General features: G+C 58.2%; 25 protein-coding genes. 4 read left to right on the top strand and 21 right to left on the bottom strand.

Annotated features, from left to right (window positions below):
* The first annotated feature begins 104 nt into the window (after positions 1 to 104).
* Both DDE77_RS17670 and DDE77_RS17665 read left to right on the top strand, forming a co-directional pair.
* Positions 105 to 1,259 carry a hypothetical protein gene (locus DDE77_RS17670; protein WP_108398806.1) on the top strand — a complete coding sequence of 385 codons (1,155 nt, stop codon included), beginning with the start codon at positions 105 to 107 and terminating at the stop codon, positions 1,257 to 1,259.
* Between the two features lie 70 nt (positions 1,260 to 1,329).
* A complete protein-coding gene (locus DDE77_RS17665; protein ID WP_108398805.1) occupies positions 1,330 to 1,539 on the top strand; it encodes a hypothetical protein in 210 nt (69 codons plus the stop codon).
* Here DDE77_RS17665 and DDE77_RS17660 read toward each other — a convergent pair.
* The 5 genes from DDE77_RS17660 to DDE77_RS17640 all read right to left on the bottom strand — a co-directional run bounded on the left by DDE77_RS17660 (position 1,536) and on the right by DDE77_RS17640 (position 4,799).
* A complete protein-coding gene (locus DDE77_RS17660; RefSeq protein ID WP_108398804.1) occupies positions 1,536 to 1,991 on the bottom strand; it encodes a hypothetical protein in 456 nt (151 codons plus the stop codon). The two genes, DDE77_RS17665 and DDE77_RS17660, sit on opposite strands and share 4 nt — an antisense overlap.
* 509 nt (positions 1,992 to 2,500) lie before the next feature.
* A complete protein-coding gene (locus DDE77_RS17655) occupies positions 2,501 to 2,878 on the bottom strand; it encodes a hypothetical protein (RefSeq protein ID WP_157959926.1) in 378 nt (125 codons plus the stop codon).
* Entirely contained in the window at positions 2,862 to 3,335 is a 474-nt protein-coding gene (locus DDE77_RS17650) for a hypothetical protein (protein ID WP_157959925.1), read from the bottom strand. The genes DDE77_RS17655 and DDE77_RS17650 overlap by 17 nt, the downstream gene beginning before the upstream one ends.
* Positions 3,335 to 3,856, bottom strand: coding sequence for a hypothetical protein (locus tag DDE77_RS17645; RefSeq protein ID WP_108398801.1), 522 nt, complete (start codon positions 3,854 to 3,856; stop codon positions 3,335 to 3,337). The genes DDE77_RS17650 and DDE77_RS17645 overlap by 1 nt, the downstream gene beginning before the upstream one ends.
* A 1-nt stretch (position 3,857) precedes the next feature.
* A complete protein-coding gene (locus DDE77_RS17640) occupies positions 3,858 to 4,799 on the bottom strand; it encodes a glycoside hydrolase family protein (protein ID WP_108398800.1) in 942 nt (313 codons plus the stop codon).
* A gap of 147 nt (positions 4,800 to 4,946) precedes the next feature.
* Here DDE77_RS17640 and DDE77_RS17635 point away from each other — a divergent pair, with 147 nt between their 5' ends.
* Together DDE77_RS17635 and DDE77_RS17630 are read left to right on the top strand one after the other, a co-directional pair.
* Positions 4,947 to 5,276: a hypothetical protein gene (locus DDE77_RS17635; RefSeq protein WP_108398799.1), complete on the top strand. Its 330-nt coding sequence runs from the start codon at positions 4,947 to 4,949 to the stop codon at positions 5,274 to 5,276.
* Positions 5,273 to 6,289, top strand: a complete 1,017-nt coding sequence (locus DDE77_RS17630) for an acyltransferase family protein (RefSeq protein ID WP_108398798.1) — start codon at positions 5,273 to 5,275, stop codon at positions 6,287 to 6,289. Before DDE77_RS17635 ends, DDE77_RS17630 begins: the two co-directional genes overlap by 4 nt.
* Here DDE77_RS17630 and DDE77_RS17625 read toward each other — a convergent pair.
* The 16 genes from DDE77_RS17625 to DDE77_RS17555 form a co-directional block, all read right to left on the bottom strand.
* Complete coding sequence (locus DDE77_RS17625) at positions 6,286 to 7,767, bottom strand: right-handed parallel beta-helix repeat-containing protein (protein ID WP_108398797.1); 1,482 nt, start codon at positions 7,765 to 7,767, stop codon at positions 6,286 to 6,288. The two genes, DDE77_RS17630 and DDE77_RS17625, sit on opposite strands and share 4 nt — an antisense overlap.
* Before the next feature lie 64 nt (positions 7,768 to 7,831).
* Entirely contained in the window at positions 7,832 to 9,637 is a 1,806-nt protein-coding gene (locus tag DDE77_RS17620) for a phage tail protein (protein ID WP_108398796.1), read from the bottom strand.
* A complete protein-coding gene (locus tag DDE77_RS17615; protein ID WP_157959924.1) occupies positions 9,638 to 9,922 on the bottom strand; it encodes a hypothetical protein in 285 nt (94 codons plus the stop codon). It lies immediately after the preceding gene.
* A 138-nt stretch (positions 9,923 to 10,060) separates the two neighbouring features.
* Positions 10,061 to 10,183, bottom strand: coding sequence for a hypothetical protein (locus DDE77_RS20110; RefSeq protein WP_281261314.1), 123 nt, complete (start codon positions 10,181 to 10,183; stop codon positions 10,061 to 10,063).
* 717 nt (positions 10,184 to 10,900) lie between these two features.
* Positions 10,901 to 11,488: a hypothetical protein gene (locus DDE77_RS17610; RefSeq protein ID WP_108398794.1), complete on the bottom strand. Its 588-nt coding sequence runs from the start codon at positions 11,486 to 11,488 to the stop codon at positions 10,901 to 10,903.
* A complete protein-coding gene (locus tag DDE77_RS17605) occupies positions 11,488 to 12,120 on the bottom strand; it encodes a hypothetical protein (protein ID WP_108398793.1) in 633 nt (210 codons plus the stop codon). Before DDE77_RS17605 ends, DDE77_RS17610 begins: the two co-directional genes overlap by 1 nt.
* 62 nt (positions 12,121 to 12,182) lie before the next feature.
* The gene (locus tag DDE77_RS17600) at positions 12,183 to 14,387 is read right to left on the bottom strand and encodes a tape measure protein (RefSeq protein WP_108398792.1); all 2,205 of its coding nucleotides are present in this window, start codon (positions 14,385 to 14,387) and stop codon (positions 12,183 to 12,185) included.
* Position 14,388: 1 nt separating this feature from the next.
* On the bottom strand, positions 14,389 to 14,631 hold the full coding sequence (locus DDE77_RS17595) for a hypothetical protein (RefSeq protein WP_108398791.1): 243 nt from the start codon (positions 14,629 to 14,631) through the stop codon (positions 14,389 to 14,391).
* A gap of 26 nt (positions 14,632 to 14,657) precedes the next feature.
* Positions 14,658 to 15,044: a gene transfer agent family protein gene (locus DDE77_RS17590; protein WP_108398790.1), complete on the bottom strand. Its 387-nt coding sequence runs from the start codon at positions 15,042 to 15,044 to the stop codon at positions 14,658 to 14,660.
* Positions 15,044 to 15,493, bottom strand: a complete 450-nt coding sequence (locus DDE77_RS17585) for a phage tail tube protein (protein ID WP_108398789.1) — start codon at positions 15,491 to 15,493, stop codon at positions 15,044 to 15,046. The genes DDE77_RS17590 and DDE77_RS17585 overlap by 1 nt, the downstream gene beginning before the upstream one ends.
* Positions 15,494 to 15,514: 21 nt before the next feature.
* Positions 15,515 to 15,955 (bottom strand): DUF3168 domain-containing protein, encoded by a 441-nt coding sequence (locus DDE77_RS17580; protein ID WP_108398788.1) that lies wholly within the window; start codon positions 15,953 to 15,955, stop codon positions 15,515 to 15,517.
* A gap of 1 nt (position 15,956) precedes the next feature.
* The gene (locus tag DDE77_RS17575; RefSeq protein WP_108398787.1) at positions 15,957 to 16,424 is read right to left on the bottom strand and encodes an HK97-gp10 family putative phage morphogenesis protein; all 468 of its coding nucleotides are present in this window, start codon (positions 16,422 to 16,424) and stop codon (positions 15,957 to 15,959) included.
* A complete protein-coding gene (locus tag DDE77_RS17570; RefSeq protein WP_108398786.1) occupies positions 16,424 to 16,603 on the bottom strand; it encodes a hypothetical protein in 180 nt (59 codons plus the stop codon). Before DDE77_RS17570 ends, DDE77_RS17575 begins: the two co-directional genes overlap by 1 nt.
* 8 nt (positions 16,604 to 16,611) lie before the next feature.
* Positions 16,612 to 16,980 (bottom strand): head-tail adaptor protein, encoded by a 369-nt coding sequence (locus DDE77_RS17565; protein WP_108398785.1) that lies wholly within the window; start codon positions 16,978 to 16,980, stop codon positions 16,612 to 16,614.
* Positions 16,973 to 17,185, bottom strand: coding sequence for a hypothetical protein (locus DDE77_RS17560; protein ID WP_108398784.1), 213 nt, complete (start codon positions 17,183 to 17,185; stop codon positions 16,973 to 16,975). Before DDE77_RS17560 ends, DDE77_RS17565 begins: the two co-directional genes overlap by 8 nt.
* Before the next feature lie 9 nt (positions 17,186 to 17,194).
* Positions 17,195 to 17,497, bottom strand: a complete 303-nt coding sequence (locus DDE77_RS17555) for a head-tail connector protein (protein ID WP_108398783.1) — start codon at positions 17,495 to 17,497, stop codon at positions 17,195 to 17,197.
* Positions 17,498 to 17,916: the final 419 nt, after the last annotated feature.

Here is a 17,916-nt window from a genome sequence, read left to right as displayed (position 1 = left end):
AGTCAAACAGGGTTGACGTTTCGTTAATTTCCCCTCCGTTCGGAGGGTAGTGGAACTCCTATGATTACGCAAAATCTCTCCCAAGCCATGGCTCTGGAGGGACGATGCTTCACAACACGAATTACAGGTCTTGGGAGAAGCCAGTACTCTTTGAGGAGGTCTGCTTTGTCGAACTATCCGAGGAGGAGAAGTACGTTCTTGACCTCATCGTCCTAGGCGCATCAGAGCTCAGAATCATGTGGCTCACGGCGCTAGACAGGGCCTCGCTGCGCAAGATCATAAATGACCTCGAAGAAAAGCTTGGGACCGACAACCTCGGCGCAGCTGGCGCTCTGCTTCGCGATCATGATCTTCTAAACCCAGTCTCGATCGGCGCTCGTCTAGCAGAAACGCAATTGCGAGTGCTGACCGGGGCTCGCGTGCTTAAACCGATCGTGGAGGGTGAGCACTGTGGCTTACACCTGTTCCTCGCTAATGGAACTATGGTGAAAGCTTGGATTTGCGCCCACGAAGAAGTCGATCTACCTGGTTTCCTGGACCTGCAGGATGATGACGGCGACGTTGTCGACTATGAAGGCATAAGCCGGTTGCTTGCCGACGTGCATAGCGCGATCGGGGGCACGCCAACAACGCCAAGGCTTGCTCGCCACATCCTTGCCGACCTTGTTGAGCGCGCCTTAGCGATCATAGATGAGATAGATGGCGACAGTGACCTAGAGCCGCCTGCAGATGATGAAGATGATTCAGATCGATGGCTCAATCCTGTATCGCTTAATCCAGAATACCAACGCGAACCCATCATCGTTGCGGTCGATGCCCCTTCTTTGCCCGAACGCGAAGCTACTTCCGATAATTCGGCAGTCAGGAATGATTATGTGTGCCGCGGCGCTAGCACTGCTTATGAGCAGGAACCATATCACCACCGGGACCGGTCGACCGCCTCGATCACGGCGCCACCAGTGAGCCAGTTCATTCAAATTCAGGCCCCAGCTGAACTGGCTCCGGGAACCAATGCTACGTACGTCATTGAAGGCCTTCCACCTGGCCCACGACTATCCTTGGCAAGAAAAATGATCGCTGACTTTGATGGGTTCGTCCGAGCTAGTCAATCGGGCTTGGACGAACGCGCTTGGAAAAGCCTCAAAGAATACGTCGACGGGATGATAGGACAGCTAAACCAAAGAAGCAGGCACAGTCCGCATCATCAGGCATTATGTGAAATCATAGCCAACGCCTATTACGAGATCCTTTTCGACTGACACCAGCCCACTAAAGGCGCGAGGTTGCTTGGGCCTGTGCGGAGACGGATGAATCGGCTATCGAGCCGCCATGACTATCGAAGAGCTCACGCCCGAAGCCGTCGCAATCCTCCGCAGCCTAATCAATAACCCACACGCTATCGAGGACAGCCCGACCCTGCAGTTGCTCTTAGCCGATCGCCTGGTAATGGGATCACCCAGCAAGGCCCATGCCACCCAATCTGGATTGCGGCTGCTGTCGCAATACGAAGCGGCCAGGCTGAACGAGAACGCGGCCTAAAGCCACCTGCCCCGCTTCCGGTACTTCCACGGGTTTGGCGGGCCAATGAAGTGCTTGCTGGTTTCCTTCTCTGCTTCCTTTATCCGCTTCCGCTCTGCCCGTGCCTCTGCTGCTATCTCGGCATTGGTCTTGAACCCGTGGAACCGGAACCACGCTTCGAACTCGGCCTTGCGCTTGGCAATATCCTCGGGTGCCGGCATAGGCCCGTGATCATGAGCGCCGCCTGCGCCGCCCATGCCGTGGGTGTCTGCTGAAGGCTGAACGATGACGGTAGCGCCTCGGCCGCCACATACCTCGCACACTAGGCGCTCGAAGCCAGTCCGGTCCTTCACCCAGTCAGCGTCCGGGCCGAAATACTGGATCAGCTGATCCCATGTCGGCTGCCAGCTATGGGTGCAGCGGGCGTTCGCCGCCTTGCAGCAGAGGGTGATGCGCCACCCCTCTTCCTTCATTTGACGAAGCGTCGACACAGCCGGCCAATATCAGGACCGAAGCCCGCGTTTGAGTGGGATGCCCTTGCTACGGAGAGCCTGGCGTACCTGCTGGGTGGGAACGCCCATCTTTGCGGCCAGCTGCTCGGGAGTAAGCAAAGGCTCCTTAGCGTTTGCCAGTCGGATCATCTCTGCCTTGTTCTGTGGCTTTGCTGCGATTGGAATCATCGTCACCTCCTTCTGGATGTGGCGAGTCCTATCAGCGTGAACAGAATAAGAACAAGATGGATGGTTGGTTGTGGATAATTATGGGGAAACAGCGTCTCCAACAGTTTGGTGCATAGCCGGTGCATCGGTGGCCGCGGGCCACATTCCCGCCCTGCCCGCTGGCTTTCTGATTATCTCGACAGGCTCATGTAACCATGGGCCTTGAGGGTCGCAGACGAAACACTTCACCATCAGCATGGCCAATGGTCCGACGCGCTGCAGCTCCCAACTGGCGGGCCGCCCGCATGAGGGGCAAAGGCAGATCACCTGCCAGACCGCACGATTTCTCGCGTGAGCTCGCGAATGTCAGTCCTTGCATCAGTGATGTCCCCGCCCATGGAAATCGCCGCGGCAGTGTTGGCCCGGATGGCATTGCCCGTCTCCTTGGTAGCTTCGGTGTTGTCGGCCAGCTCGCTGGCTACCTTGGTAAACGCTGCGATCAGTTCATCGGCTTTTTTGTTGTCGATCACCGCGCCCAGAATGCGCCCTGTTCCCTCGCCCGCTCCCTCGGCGGGAGCAAGTGCGCGAAGGCCCTGCAGCAAGCCCATGTGTCGGACGCCAAAGATCAGGGCCAGCACCGCAGCAAATACAAGTAGAGCAGGCATGGGCAGTGACCCGATAAGCCTAACCAGTTCGTCCATTCCGCGTCTCTCCTTCGTCGTGCGCGGCACGGTGGATATTGACCAGCTCGCAAATCCCAAAAAGCGGGTAGATCGCGAGCCACGTGCTGACGACATCAGACGAGGCGAAAGCGTAGGTAATGCCAAACCAGATCATGCAGCCGACGCCGGCCGACACTTGCCGGATCCTTGGTGTCACGTGCTTGCGGGCACCATTGACGATCAGGCCTGCAACGCGAGCTAGGCCAGCGATCAGCATGCCTACGCCCATGTAGAACTGCACAGCATCAGGCGGCAGCCAGGAGAAGAGCTTGAGAAAGCCAGCCCAGGTGGGTTGTGTAAAAAGCTCGGGCGCAATCAGCAGGACGAACCCAAAAACTGCCGTGTGCCCCGCCATGAACCATTCGGGCATTCGAGGGCCGAACCTGTGGGTGATCTGCACCCACAGGCCTGTGCCAGTGTATGGCTGGTGATCCATCAGATCACCCCTGCCTTCTTCTCCTCGCTGCGCTGATAGACCTGCACGCCAAGAACGGCGCAGCCGGCGACAACTAGAGTGATGAGAAGGCCTGCCACGGCTTCAATGCCAGTGAGCTGGCCGATCCAGATGGCGCGGCAGATCGTCAGCACGATGCCGACGAAGCAGGCAGTGAAGGCTAGGGCGAAGATGCCGCGCCAGCGGGCCTGTATCCATCCTTCTGACTTCTGGTCGCCCTCGAGCATGCGGTGATAGCTCAACATCATGTCGCGGTCGGCTTCAGCGATGCGGGCAAGATCCTGCCGAACCTCAGCTTCGACCTGGCGCACCACGACAGGAGCGTTCACATCGCTCTCGATCTTAGCGCCGATGGCTTCAGGCGTGGCTGGAACGCCGAGCCGTTCGGCCAGAGTATCCACAACAACACCTGCCATCTGGCCGCCAACACCGCCTAGCTTGGATTGAATGATTTCCTTGAGCAGCGGCGCACCGGCTGCGACCAGGATTGTTGAAAGGTCCATTTCATAGTTTCCTTAAAGCTGCGGTGAGTTCGTCGCGATAGCGCCAGGCGAGGTAAGCCAGACCAAGAACAAGGATGGCGAGCCCGCCCCAGAGAAGAAGGTCACCGAGCCAGCCGGCATCTCCCACAGGCGTGGGAACATGGTCAGCTGCGCCCGTTGCACCTTCTGCCGCCCCTGCCCCGGCCGTGACTGTTCCGCCGGCCGCCACCTGCGCGGCCTTGCGCTTGAGGTCGATGGCGCGCTGCAGTGCAGCCAGGGTTGCAGGCCCAATAATCCCGTCGACCTTGAGCGTGCCGTGATCCTGCTGAAAGCGCCGTGCCGCAAGAACGGTACGGGGCCCGGGTATGCCGTCGGCACGGCCGAGCTGATAGCCAAGATCGTTCAGCCACAACTGGGCTTGCTTGACGTCAACTTCATCGACGTGGGTTTCGGGAGGTACGTCAGCGACTGCCGTTCCCATCCATGTCGGCCATTTATCAAAGGCAGCAATGTCTGCTTCCTCGTTCCGTCGACGTACCAGCCCCGGGAGGCGCTTGCCCTTGGATGTGGTTGCTGTATTGCGCCAAAGGTTGGCAGCGCCCTTGTAGTCGCCGCGGGCACAAGCAGCGGCCCACTTCCATGCCAAGGCACCTGCCCCGGCATTGAAAACTACCGAGAGCGCCGGCTCTTTGACGTTGATCGGCGCCGTCGGCATCTTAGCTTCGACGGGAGGAAGATACTCGGCATCGAGTACCTTCAGCAGCACCTCATAGGCTTCGTTCTGCCCGATGGTGTCGCCCTTGCGCATCTTGCGCCCGTACTTGGCTGTCCACCATTCGCGGAACACCCGGCTGCCCCAAGTGAAGCCGTACCCGATCGTTGGCGTGCCGGTCGGGTCCAGGTACATAGTCGAGACAAAGCCTTCGTGGCCGCCGATGAAGCGGACGATGCGTGTGGTCAGCATGTGCTGATCTCCAGTGATGTAAGAGGATTGCGCCGCGCCCTGCCCTATGCACTCAATGGAGCGGGAGGAGCGTCAGGCTATGCAAGTGGGGATGGCTCGGGTAAGAGGCAGCAATAGCCGGGCGGTGGTGAACGTAGCGAGGTTTTAGTGATCGATCCGCAGGAAACTATCCAACAGCTCGAAGCCAAGATAGCGATGCTGGAACGAGAAAGGGTGGAACTTCGCAACACACTAACGAAGGCCGTTGACCGCCTGACTCAGAGTGCCGAGGCAGAAGACCTGGTAAGTCTGCAATCCCTCATGTTGTGGGCTTTAGAGCGCGGTCGTGAACAGCTGACCGACGACGAGCTCAGCCCAGCACAGGCAAAGGCGATGGATGAGGGCGTGCGCTCTGGCTTTTTCGAAGAGTATCACGACGCCATAGGGTTTCGCAGCTATTACAAACTGACCAAAAGGGGTCGGGAGCAAGTCCGCTGACAAACGATCTAGCTGCGCGCCCTCTGACTTGGGGTGCATTTCAGCCATTCCGCTTTATCCTCGCCTTTGAAATTCTGATTTTCCACAGCAATTGGCGCTTGGCCCCACAAGGCTACTTGGCCGTGGAGATATTCTTTGTCTTGGCCGGGTTTCTCGCGGCTTCCAGGTATGATCGCCCTGCCAAAAAGCCGCCATCGTCGGCAATCGCGTCTACAATTTGGAAAATATACCCTTACTACTTTGCCGGGGTCGTCCTCACGCTAGTAGTTTTCCCGTGGCCCGCGCTTCCCGATCTGCTCCTAGCAGTAACGATGCTTCAATCCACTGGATTGAATAAATTCATTGTTAACGGGCCTATGTGGTTCCTGTCCTGCTACCTCCTTGTCTCGATCACCGCATTACTCCTGAGCATATACATCCCCCGCCAATGGTTTCTGGCCGGAGGAGCTGTTGCTGCGTTTGCTGGTTACGCGATGATCCTAAACTATAGCGGGAGCATAAACTTTACATGGGAGGTCCGCTTCGGGTTCCTGAGCATGGGGATGATGAGGGCCATTGCCGGCTTCGGTTTAGGCGCGGTGGTTTATGCCGTCTACTCGGCATATCCCCAGCTTCACCGTATGCCGCTAGTTGTTGCGACTGCCCTTGAATGCGCCTGCATAAGCATCATGTTTTACTACATGGTGTTCGCACCCGTGGACGCATCGAATTACCTTGCAGCATTTCTGGTAGTCAGCGGCTTCTTCATCCTGTTATTGTCCAATCAGGCAGGGGCAGTCTCAAAGGGACTGTCGCTGATAAATGGCCAGTGGAAATTTTTGGCAGACTTCTCAGTTTACCTGTTTGTATTCCACGGGCCATACCTTCGCATTGTTGATACCCTTATTCCGGGAGAGCCCCAAAGTGCTCTGGGGCACATGCTCTTTTGGACGATTGTTGCTGGAGCGTCAGTCGCCACTGGCCTAGCGGTTAACGCCACACTCCACATCTCTTCAAGCCACGCTAAGGCCTAGGCTCCTGGATTGTTAGCAATGACGTTGTGCGTTCCGGTTGCGACGTTAAACAGCCCTGCGGTGCCGTTCCCCCCGACATTGTTTCCCGTCACTACGGAGTAGTCCATGGCTCCGGCAAAGACCAAGCCAGTCTGGCCGTTACCGCCAAGGTTACCGACTTGGCCAACGAAGTTGTTCACGATGATCAACTCAGTAGCGCCGCCAGAGACGTCGATGCCATTATTCGGGTTGTCGCTAATGCGGCAACCGTCAGTGACGGAAAGCTTGGACACGTTAGGGCCTATCAGGGCGATACCATGACCAGCGCCGCCTTTGCCGTTGCTGATGATGTCGCTGTTTGCAATACCCACACCGGCTACTATTGCAGAGCCGGACGGGTCAACCACGATGCCTGATTGCTGACTGCCGCTGAACCATGAGGTAGTGAAACCGCACTGGCGAACGTCCCCGCCGCTAGGGGTGATTGCCATTGCAATCAGCCCGCTATCGAAGCAGCAATTCGCACCATAGACACCGTGCGCGAATTGACCAGCGGAAGGTCGGATCGACAGGTTAGTGCCCTGCTTTATCATGTCGACGCCTGTCATGTTGATAATATCAACGTACCCCATGACAATGCCGAAAGACGGCTGAAGGCTCTCATTGTTTTGGTTGGCTTTGCAGTTGTTGATCGAAATGCTGGGAGTGTATTGGGTTGGACCAAGCGAAATGTTGCAAGAACCTACCGCTGTTGCGCTAGGCGTTGCGTCGAAGAAATTCACGCCGTCCAGAACGAAAGCAAACGCGCCGTCCAGAACGATGCCTTGGAAATGCTTTTCCATCATGCAGTCACGGATAGACCCACGTCCGGGGCCAGTCACCTTTATAGTGGCGCCAGTAGTCCTGACCACATCGCTGCTAAACTGTAGATCCCTTGCGGTGAAGGCGACACCTGTTACATTGAATAAGTCTCCCGTCGCTGCCAAAGGCTTAATGACGCTTGCGCCCTCTCGGGCTGCTCCTTTGATGTTTAGGGGCTTGGCAACGTTCACCTGCCCCAGCTTGTAAGTCCCGCCCCCAGGGAAAAGCAGTTCCCCGCCACTAGAGGGCAAATAGTCTATTGCTGCCTGCACAGCCGCCGTGTCATTTACGCCATTGCCGAGCGCGCCGAACTCATAAACGTTGATCGAGACAGACTTCGCCACAGCCGGCAGCAGCTTGGGGCGAGTGACTGCACTATCTATCAGCTTCGCAGTGGTGACGCCGTTGTCCGGAACGGCACCCGCTGCAATATCGTCCGCGATCTCTTGCAGAGCATCAAATGCTAAGCCAAAAGCATTCCGAATGATTGCCTTATTAGGATTGTTCACGCCTGATTGCGGGTCGCCAACGGGCAACGGTGCGCTTATAGGCTCGGCAGGCAGCCCATCGCCGGTATAACGCCGGAACTCACGAAAGGCCCGAAGGATAGCTGTCTTTGCCTCAGCAATAGTTGGCATGGGGTGCCCTCAAGAAAAAGGCCCGCCGAAGCGAGCCATGTTGCAGTCAATGATGTTGGAAGGCTCAAGGGCCTGGTGGCGGAGGAACCGGCACGGTGATCGTGACGTATGGGAAAGCCCATTCCCCGGCTGCGTTCAGAGCCCCAGTCCAGCGAGCGCGAACTTCGTAGGTGCCATCAGCAACTGGACCGAAAACAGCCGAAACGTTGTCGTCTTGAACGTCCATCTCCTGCCACGTGGACCCCGCCCCAGCGCGGATTTGAACCTGCAGGGCGAGGCCGGAGCGTGCCGGATCATCGACAGTTGCCGTGATGATCCCGTCATCATCAACTGAGAGCTCCAGACCTTCTGGGACCGGATAGGAAAGGTCAGGCGTGGTGTCCTGCGGAATGGCGGGGTTCTGCCCCTCTTCCGATGCAGGGTTCCACTGATACGCAGCCTCCGAGATGGTCATCACCTCGATCTCGACTGAAGTCAGATCGGACGCGATCGAGAAGCCCGCCACATAGAACGCCTCGTCAATCTCAAGCTCGCTGATCTCCAGCGCTATGGTGCGTTCGCCTAGTGCATTGAGCCCGAGCAGGTTGGTTTTCACCCTGCCCTTCCAGCGAGGATTGGACTTGCTGATGTGGATCTTGGCCAAGCGACGGGCCTGCGAAGGCGAAGGCACAAAGTCCAGGTCTAAGTCAGAAGGAATAGGGCCGCGCTCGTCTTGGTCGGCAGTGTCGATCCAAGCCGTTGCTTCCATGGTTTGGAAGTCATGGAGCGGCGACGTGTACATGATCTTAAGTTCGTTGAAGGCGGCGAAGCGGTTGTTCCCCTGCTCCATAGAGTGGCCGAGGATATCCCGGTCTGTGATCGTGACCGTTGGCGCTTCCCACTTGCCGCCCCTGATTGCGATCTTACCTTGGGCGTTCTGATAGAGCTCAGCGTCACAGGTGGCCCGCATCTTTCGCAGGATGTCTTCTGGCTCATCATTAAGGCTGTAGACGCCCCAGAGCCGATAGCGCTTCTCCGTGCCGCCAGCAGCTAGCGGGACGGCCTCATCGCAAAGATTGGCAAAGATGGCGAAGCTGTTGAGGTCGATATCGTCCCGAGTTTTCTTGAAGCCGTCAGGATGGGTCAGGTAGTCGAGGATGCAGAGTGCTGGATTATCGCTCCAAACGGTGTTGCCGTTGCGTGGGTCCCAGATACGGGAGAGCCGGCACAAGGCGCGCACTGGTGTATTGTAGCTCTCTGGGTAGACGATTGAGGCATTGTCGCTGCGTGGAGATCGGAACCGCGTGGCGAGATAGGCTATGCCGCGCAGACGGTGAGCACTGGTCCAAACCCCAGGCCAAGCATCCATCATCATTGCATCGGCAGGTTGGTTGGGCGAACCGGTATGAGCGCGAATGCGGATATACGGGTTGCCCGTGTTGTCCGAAACGAACACGTCTGGTGCCGTCACATCGCCATCGCCATTCAGCGTGACCTGCTGATCACCCACTCGGAAATGCTCGATAAAGTCGATCCACCCAGAGTGCATCATGATGACCTGGTAGAGAAAGCCATCCTTGCTATCGAAGAACGCACGGGTTCCACCCAGCAGCGCATAGCCATAGCCACGCAGGCGGGCACCGGTGGATTGGTTCACCACTGCCTGCGCCTGCGGCGTTTTCATAACCGGCGGGCGCGGCGTCAGCAGCATCGAGACGCCAAGGAACGCAGCACCGACGATCACACTGGCAGCGACACCCGCCAGAGCCGTTGATAGGCCAATGCCGACCAGGGCGCTTGCGACATAGCCAGTAATGGCCGTGAAGATCGCAAAGGCGCGGCGCGGCGTTGTGGCTTCCCAAGGGCGGGGCGGCCAGCGGTTCATATCCATCTACAGCACCCGCACCCATGCCTGCTCTGCCAGCTGAAAGCCGCAGCGTTTCAAGATCATTCCGGCTCTTTCGCTATTCGGCGGCGTGGACATGCGAACGGCAAAGCAGCCGCGCTCTTTGGCCCAGGTCAAATAGGCGCGGAGCAGATCCATTCCGCCGCCCTTCCCTGCCCACCAGCCATGCTCCACGGCAACTGGGGCCATGGAGATAGATGCGGTGCCAATGGAAGCCGCCAAGAAGCCTGCAGGCCCATCGTCCCCGTCCACCACGTGAACCCAGCCCAACGGGCTCCCCAACAAGCCAGAGACAAACCGGGACGCAACTAGAGGATCAACTGGCAGCGGCGAGCCGATTGATGCGCGCAGCCGCTCTGTCATTGCGACGATTGCCGCAATGTCGTTTGTCGTTGCTGGCCGGATCATTCAGACGAGAGCGGCCCAGATGAGCGCGCCCCAGATCAGCCCCCATGCGGCAATGCGCCCGAGCCACTTGGCAACAGCGTCAGCAGAGCAATCTAGCGCGGCAAGTGTTTTTGGTAGGCTCATGCTGCTTCCTCCAAAGAGGTCCAGATTTCTCTACGATGGATCGCCCCGATAAGGCTCTTGCAGACGCCGTACCGCTTCGCCAACCGGCGCTGTCCGACCTCACCCTTGAGCCTTAGGATTTCCCGAACGTCAGCTTCGGTTAGCTTAGCGCTGCCGTGGTTCTCACCGGATCGCCAAGTGCCGTGCTGCTTCCGGTCTTGATGGTTGTCATGCGATGTCGCCCATCTCAGATGATGCGGTGCAATACATCCAAGGTGACCCTTGCCGCAGGAGTGCGCCGCCTCATGATCTGGTGTTGGTGCAGTGCCGTGAACGCGCTCGCACACGACGCGATATGCGAGTGAAGTGTCATACCTGGGGTCTGATATTTGAGCCCGGCCGCTAGAGAAGCGGCCATAGGGCCAAATAATACACCCACCTGACGTAATTTCTCCCGCGATGACCTGCTCTAAAAACTTGGATGGCTCGCCACGGCTGGCCCTCAGAGGCACATGGGCCATGGGATTGCCGTGAGTTCGAACGCGAGTGTAATGCGCCGAGCAATATCCCAACGCCTCATAAGGCTTGTTGCAGCCCTCGACGGAACATATACGATTAGTTTCAGCCATTTCGACACTCGCCCGTGTTGATTTCGGTTAGGGCTGGTTCGGTGGTTCCAAGCACCAAATCAGCCCGTCACTTGTAGCAAATTACCGCTTAAATATCAAACACATAGGCTCAAAATGCGGGCCATCTCACCGTTTTCATGACCAAGTTCACGACCTGCTCTAAGCCCCGATCGCCGGGGAAGCGCGCATTCTGATCGCGATCGGTCCAGAAACCGTAGGCGGGCCTGCGCCGCCCGGTCCAGATGCTCTCTGCTGTCAGCGTTACGCGCCTTTGGCTTGGTCCGTCTGCGGCATAACTCATCTGGTCCATGATACCGGACCAAATTGCATAAGGCGCATCGAGCGGTTGCCACGGCATCTGATCGCCGCCAGGCGCGATCTCGAAGAACTGGATGAACACCTGGCACGGCCGATCCTTGACCCGTGCGCTTGACTGACGGGCGAGCGTGACAATCGCACTGTCCACACCGGAGAGCGTGAAGGTTGTTTTAGGCGCTACCGTGCCGATGGCAGACTCCAGACCATCGATCTGGATCATCTCGCCTGTGCCTTGCCACGTGTGGCCGCCGGCGGTGAGATCGCCAAAGCCCATCCACCAGTGACGGGGCGCGTCTCGAAACCCCATATAAACAAGGAGCGACGCCGCGACCTCCCGGCCGGCCAGCTTGGCTTCGATGGTCTGAGAGAAAAATCCCATCACCAAGCTTCCACAAAATCGAAGGTGACCATTCCCGAGCCGGCACGGCTCAAAGCAATGTCGCCAGTGTCGTCAGTTGCGAACCGCATGAGGCAGACCGGCCGATCAATGATAGCCGTTGTTCCTGATGGAGCAGGAGCTCGCAGGCGCGGCCAGAACTGCACTATGGTGGGATCGCCTACATTCTCTTGCCAGACCTGCTGACAGCGATAGATCTGCTGCCCTATGCCGAAGTAATGGCCTGGCCGCGGCCCTTCGCCATCCAGCAGGTTCAGGGCAATCTGGGTGGCGCCCAGCGGGGCGGATCCGGAGACTGTAGCGTGGGGCGTTTCTTCCTGGCCGAACCCTGACAGATCGAAGTTGAACTCGTCCTCGCGGGCGGCGTCATAGCCTACCGCTAGCGCCTGTGAGAACTGGCGCCCGTTAATGTTGCGGGGCCGGTACTTGTCCCATTTGGGAACCAAGACAGTCCCTGCCCTGCCTTCCATCTGAGCAACGAACGCCCGGGCAGCAAGGTTCGAACTTTCACCCCGAACCGCAACTGTAACGGTGGCCTTCCACATGCCGGCCAGCGAGACGATGATCTGCTCTGAGCCAGATAGTGAAGCCCCACCAGAACGCGATTGGTTCATAGGGACGAATTCTACCCGCCACGGAGGAAGCGCAGCCGGCCAAGACATTGCTCTTGCGGGCATTAGCCGGTCCTTTGGTTGATGTCGCGAAGCTTGCCAGGCAATTGCTTGTCGTACCCCTTGAGCCCTGCACTGACACCCGCCTGAACCATCTGCATAATCTCGGTATTCCCACGGGCGCCTGTAACGTCAACGTTGATGGACATTGACCCGCCACCGGAGGCGGCAGCAGCGCCGGCGCTCGGCATAGTTGGAATGCGGGGAATGATCCGCCCGCTCTGGTTCGGCACGAATATCTCAGGGCGCTTCTCACCAACGATGTACGGCTTTCCGGCAGTTACCGGCCCGCCGCGCTCACGACGCTGGAACAACGATGCGATGCCCCCACCGCGACCTGGCATCAACATGCTGAAGAGGCTGTTCAGGCCGAAATCCAACAAAGCATTGCCGATGCTGGCCAGAGCATTGCCTAGAGCTTCAGTTGCCGACTTGCCCTCGATCAGATCGTCAATGAAGCCGCGCAGTCCGCTCTCGGCGACATCTGCGAAGTTCTGCATGGCATCGGCGGCCATATCCTGGGCTTGCTTGAGCTGTTCGGCTTCGACCGATGCTCGAGCATAGGCTGATGCAACCTCTTCAATGGCAGCTGCGCGCTGCGGCGTGAGTTCCAGGCCAGCCCGCGCCGCTTCGTTCTCCAAATCAAGCTGAACTCGCAAGCGCTCAGCCGCGAAGCCATTTTCATCATATGTAGCACCAAGCTGCCGGCGCAGTTCGGTTTCACGCTGCAGTTCGGCAATTCGCCGCTGTTGATCCTCAAGGGCTTCATTGAAGCGCTCGCCTGGGGAACGGCCTCCACCACCACCCTTCTTGCCACTACCGCCGCCGCCACTTGTTGGCGGGGTATAATCTGCGATCGACACTGGCTTGACGGGAGTAGGCGGCTTGAACTCGCCATTGAACTCCGCCATGCTGGGGAACGACCCGACATCATCCAGCCGGGTCGCAGCAACAGCGGCTTGGCGCAGAGCGATGAAGTTCTGGATCACCGCAGCGATCTTGCTTTGCAGCGCTGAGAAGTCGGGATTGGCTTCGCCTAGAGCTTCGATAGCTGCCGCGGCGCTCTCTGCTGTACCCCTGCCCTCCAGCAGCTGCTGAACAAGATCCTGGAACGCTGCGTCCACCTCACCGAAGCTGCCTTTGGTGTTTTGGGCAAGATTGACTAGGGCCTGTTCAGCAGAGGCGATCTCCAGCTCGGCATCCGACACTTCGGAACCGAACCGATCAAAACGGCTCATCACATATTCAAGTGCTGAGCCGATAGCCTCGAGCTCGCGGGCTGTTCCTTCTAAGCGGCTGTTGCCGAGATCATCCAACCACCCGATGATGGCTTCGAATGCACGGCTATCGGAGACGCGCTCGATCGAATCGCCGAGGCTTTCGAGGAAATTGGCGAGGTTCTGCGAAGCGCCGGTGGTTTCGTCAAACTTCCCAGCAACATCGATCAAGACATTCTGCAGCCGCACGAAGCCTTGGGAGACAGTTAGCTCTGCATCGGCAACCTTATCGGTGAGGATGACCGAACCGGCTTCGAAGGCGCGGAAAAACGCCTCGCTGCTGACCTCGCCATCCACAACCAAGGCGCGGAGCTTGGCAACAGAACCGCCAGCCTCTTCCAAGCCAGCCGCAGCAGCTTGCGCAACTGGCAAAGCACCTTCCAGGATGGAGTTAAACTCTTCTGCTCGTACAGTTCCGGCGCCCAGCGCCTGAGACAATTGGAGCAGCGCGCCCGATGCAGACTGTGCGTCCGTGCCGGCCACGCGCAGCGCAACAGCCACGTTGTCAGTAAAGCCGAGAAGTTCCTCAGTGCTGACGCCGAGTTCCTTCTGGACGATCGCGGCGCGGCCATACAGCTGCACAAGGCTTTCAAGTGGGGCGGCGTTGCGCTGCGCTGAGGCGAACAGGCTGTCATATACATTCGTCAGATCTTCGCCGGCGAGCCCCGCCACCTTCAGGCTGTTCTCAATGCGAGTGCTGGTGTCGATCAGTTGCTGGGCCCCGCGCAAAGCGGCTGCACTGGCAAACGCAGTAGCGATGCCGCGCCCCACGCCGGCGAAACTGGCCTGCATGCGATCGTTCATGGAGGCGAAGCGGCGCTCGATCTTGCGAGCAGTGGCGTCAGATACACCAGACGCCTTTGCCATGGCGCGATCAAACTTGGTCACAGAGGCTTCAAGTGACACCACCAGCCGCTCGACATCTGTTGCCATGCTATTGAACCTCGAACGTGACCACGCCAGCTGGCACCAGGTGCTCGCCGTTTAGCCAATAGGTCTGTGTGGAGAGCTGAACCGCGCCGCTATCGCTCTGCTCGATCCAGTCGAACAGTTCATCGGCTTGCGTGTCAGTGAGCTTGTTGCCGTCTTTTGGCGTATTGGCTTCGATGAAGCCGTTGAGAGCGGCAAAGTACTGCCACATGCTCATGTCGTTTACCTGCTGGGGCGTGAAGCCCATTGCAGCCGCAGCGCCGTAGATGGCCGCTATTCGGAACTTTCCGTTGGGGAGGTCATCGAGCCGCTGCCCGTCGCCTCCCCCTCGGCTTCCCCCGGTTTTTCATCTGGCGCTCCCTGCAGGGCAACGCCCAAAATACCGCGGGCCAGCATGACGTTTTCCAGAGGCGGCCGGCTCTCGACATAATCACGAGTGAGCTTGATGGCCTTGGCTGGCTCAACGCCACCGCCGATCAGTGCCAGCCGTATCGTGTGGCTGATGTCGTTCAGCTTCCACTGCCCTGTGGAGAGGCGCTGCAGGATCACGAATGGGCCCGCATCGCATTGCTCCTGGAGCTCGATCAGATGGCCCCATGCCAGGCGGAAATCGTAATGACCATCCGCCCAGTCGAGATCGATCTTAGCGTCTCTGCTCATCAGGTGGTCACAGCAGAAGTGCGGACCATTTCACCGTCCGACTGCATGGAGACATTCTGCGTTACGCGCCGGCCGTTTGGTGCACCCTGCTCCAGGCTTTCAACGTGCATCCGACCCGTGTAGGTATAGGTAGTGGCCGGAAACTCGTACTCGATTTTGACAGGCAAGCTTTCAATGCTCTCCCAAGCGTCAAACCAAGTCTCCACCGATTCCGACGCCAAAACGCCTTCTCCGCTGATCGAGATCGACAGCGAAACGGTATCGCGGCCGACCCAATCAACCTTGTCGGGATCGGCGCAATCGGGAACGACGACTTCCTCAAGCCCCTTGTTGAAGGTGATGCTCTTGGAGGTGAAGCCGCAGGGTGCGGAATAAACGATAGGATTGGTATCATTGCCAATGAGGACGCGAACTTTCGAGCCGCCCTTGATGGTGGTTGCAACGGCCATAAGGGCCTCCTTTGGAGATGATCAGTGGGTTTCGACTATGGCCGTGAACTGGATCACGCCATGATTGGTGACCCCATCCGGATCTCGCAGGATGCGGGTCAATTCGTGTGTCAGCGTCACCAGGGCATTCGTGCCGAGCGTCAATTCAGCGTTGTGGAGCGCCTTCCGGATCGCGCCAGTGATCTTGCGGACCTGCACCGACCCGTAAGCCTCACCAGAACCCCAGGACCAGGCGTCGAGCTGGAATGTGACCTCCAGCCCATCAATGCATTCTGCGTCGTCACTGATGACTGTCACCGGGCCGAAGCTGATGTAGGGGCTGACGACATCAGCCACCAACTGCTCGCCAACCTGCTTTTCCGGAACTCGGTCGTAGATTCGATTGCCGACCAAAGCGACAAGTTCAGGCGTTGCTCGCAGCGCATTGAGCGCCGCAAGCTGCAGTTCATAAGTCGGTTCCATGTCAGCCCCCAGCCGCAACCTTCTTGGCGGCCTTGTTGACGGCACGGGTAACCCGGCCCTTTGCCCGCTTTCGATTTGCTCGATATGCGGGGTAAAAGAAACTTTGCGCCGCGGTGCCAGGGTTGTGCGATCCGGCGAAGCGCCCGCCATTTACGTGTGGCGCGGTGCCAAACTCAATAAACCTCGCGTAATAGGCATCAGGGCCACCAGCATAGACCGTGATCTTTAGGTTTCTGGACTGCCTGCCCTTCACCTTTCCCAAGACGATCGCACCCTGCGGAGCATCGCCATAGGTCCATGCAATGCTGTTGCGGAGGTCGCCGCTGTCAGCCGGAGCCAAAGACTTGGCCAAGGCTACGATCTCATTGGCGCTCGTTTCCATCGCGGCTTTGATTTCGGCCTCAACAACTTGAGGAAACCGCTTCAGCTTACGTTTGAGCCGATCGAGGCCGAGTATCTTCGTGGCCATCAGTCAGCTAGGCAGCGAATGCCAAACCGGCAGATGAAGCCGGAGTGCAGTTTGAGCAACCAATCTATCGTCGGATCATCCTCTTCGAGGAAGGGCGCGATGACGTAGAACATCAGCATCAGCAGATCGAGATATGGCTGCACCCACCAGGCGACTTTGACGGTGAGCTTCGTGGTCAATACGGCTATCAGATTTGCCCCTCCACTGCGATAAATTCCAGCCATTGGTTCTTCCCATCAGGATCGGCTGGTGGGGAGGTAATGGCAAACACCCGGCTTTCATTCCGAGCATCGACCAACCGCCACGCTGTGGTGATCTGGCAGGTTTGCGACGTGTTGCGGACGGTGACCACAAACGGCTGACGTCCACCTAGTCGGGCAGCGTCAACTTGCTCCCCACCGGTGCGCGGACGCATGCCGGCAGACACGGTAAACTGCGTGGCGAAGTCACCAGCGCCAGGAAGCGGGTTGCCCCAGCCATCATCAGCGGGAGCAGACGCAGATTGGCACAGAACGCGCTCGCGCAGCGCCCCTGCCCTGCGGAAGTTCTCAGCCATTGGCCTTCGGCTTCTCGGCCTTGGCTGGTTCACCTACATGCTCGCCTGCGCCAGCTTTCAGCGCCGCTTCCACAACGGCGTTGGTGATTTTCCCCGATGCGGCAGCGCCGGTGACGATCTCGCCTTCATGGCCCTTCGGGAATGCCACCGTCATCTGCGACGTTGGCTTGAAGTCATAATCCTTGGTGAAGCGGAACTTTGGCATGGCGATCTCCTAAACACGAAGCCAGCGATACGGATTGATAAGATTGCGGGATGATGCTGGGAGCGATATCTCGCCCTCGCCTGCCCGGTTGTCGTACATGGCGGTAATCGCCATGAGAGCAGCGACCTTGAACGTCGCTTCTTTCCCATACGGGACCAGAGAGATGTTGCAGTACTGGAGAACCTGCTGCTCGGCAGCATCCATCATGGCCTCAATGAGCTCGTCGTCATCGCTGCCCTCCACGCGCAGGTGCTGCTTCACCTCTTCGATGGAGTAGAGCGGGCCAAGCTGGGTAATCACAACGTTTGCCATGGTGGCCTCATGAAAAAGCCCGCACTAGGCGGGCTGGGGTAAGCACACTTGATGAGAGGGCGTGGGGTTAGCCCCAAACGTTAGAAAGCTACCCTGACCTTCTGAACTGTGCTTTGGTAGAAGCATACAGCAGGCGGGGGAAATGCCAGTACCATCAAAGAGCAGGTTAGAGAGTATACAAGTCGGTCGCGCCATCGGCGTGATCTTGGTTATCGCGTATCACGCGATCTACCTGCACGCTGAATACACAGGAGAAATGGGGCTTACTCCCATCTTCACCTGGGTTCCTCATTGGAGCGCACCCTATTTTGACCGGACATGTGGCATAGCTGATAAGGCATAGGCATACGCCTATGAGTACGACTATGTCCAAGAGTGCCGATGAGCCGTTTCGACGGGTCGAAGTGATTACTTCCGTG

The sequence above is a fragment of the Devosia submarina genome (assembly GCF_003056345.1).
Lineage (GTDB): Bacteria > Pseudomonadota > Alphaproteobacteria > Rhizobiales > Devosiaceae > Devosia > Devosia submarina.
This window is presented reverse-complemented; position numbering and strand designations above follow the sequence as displayed.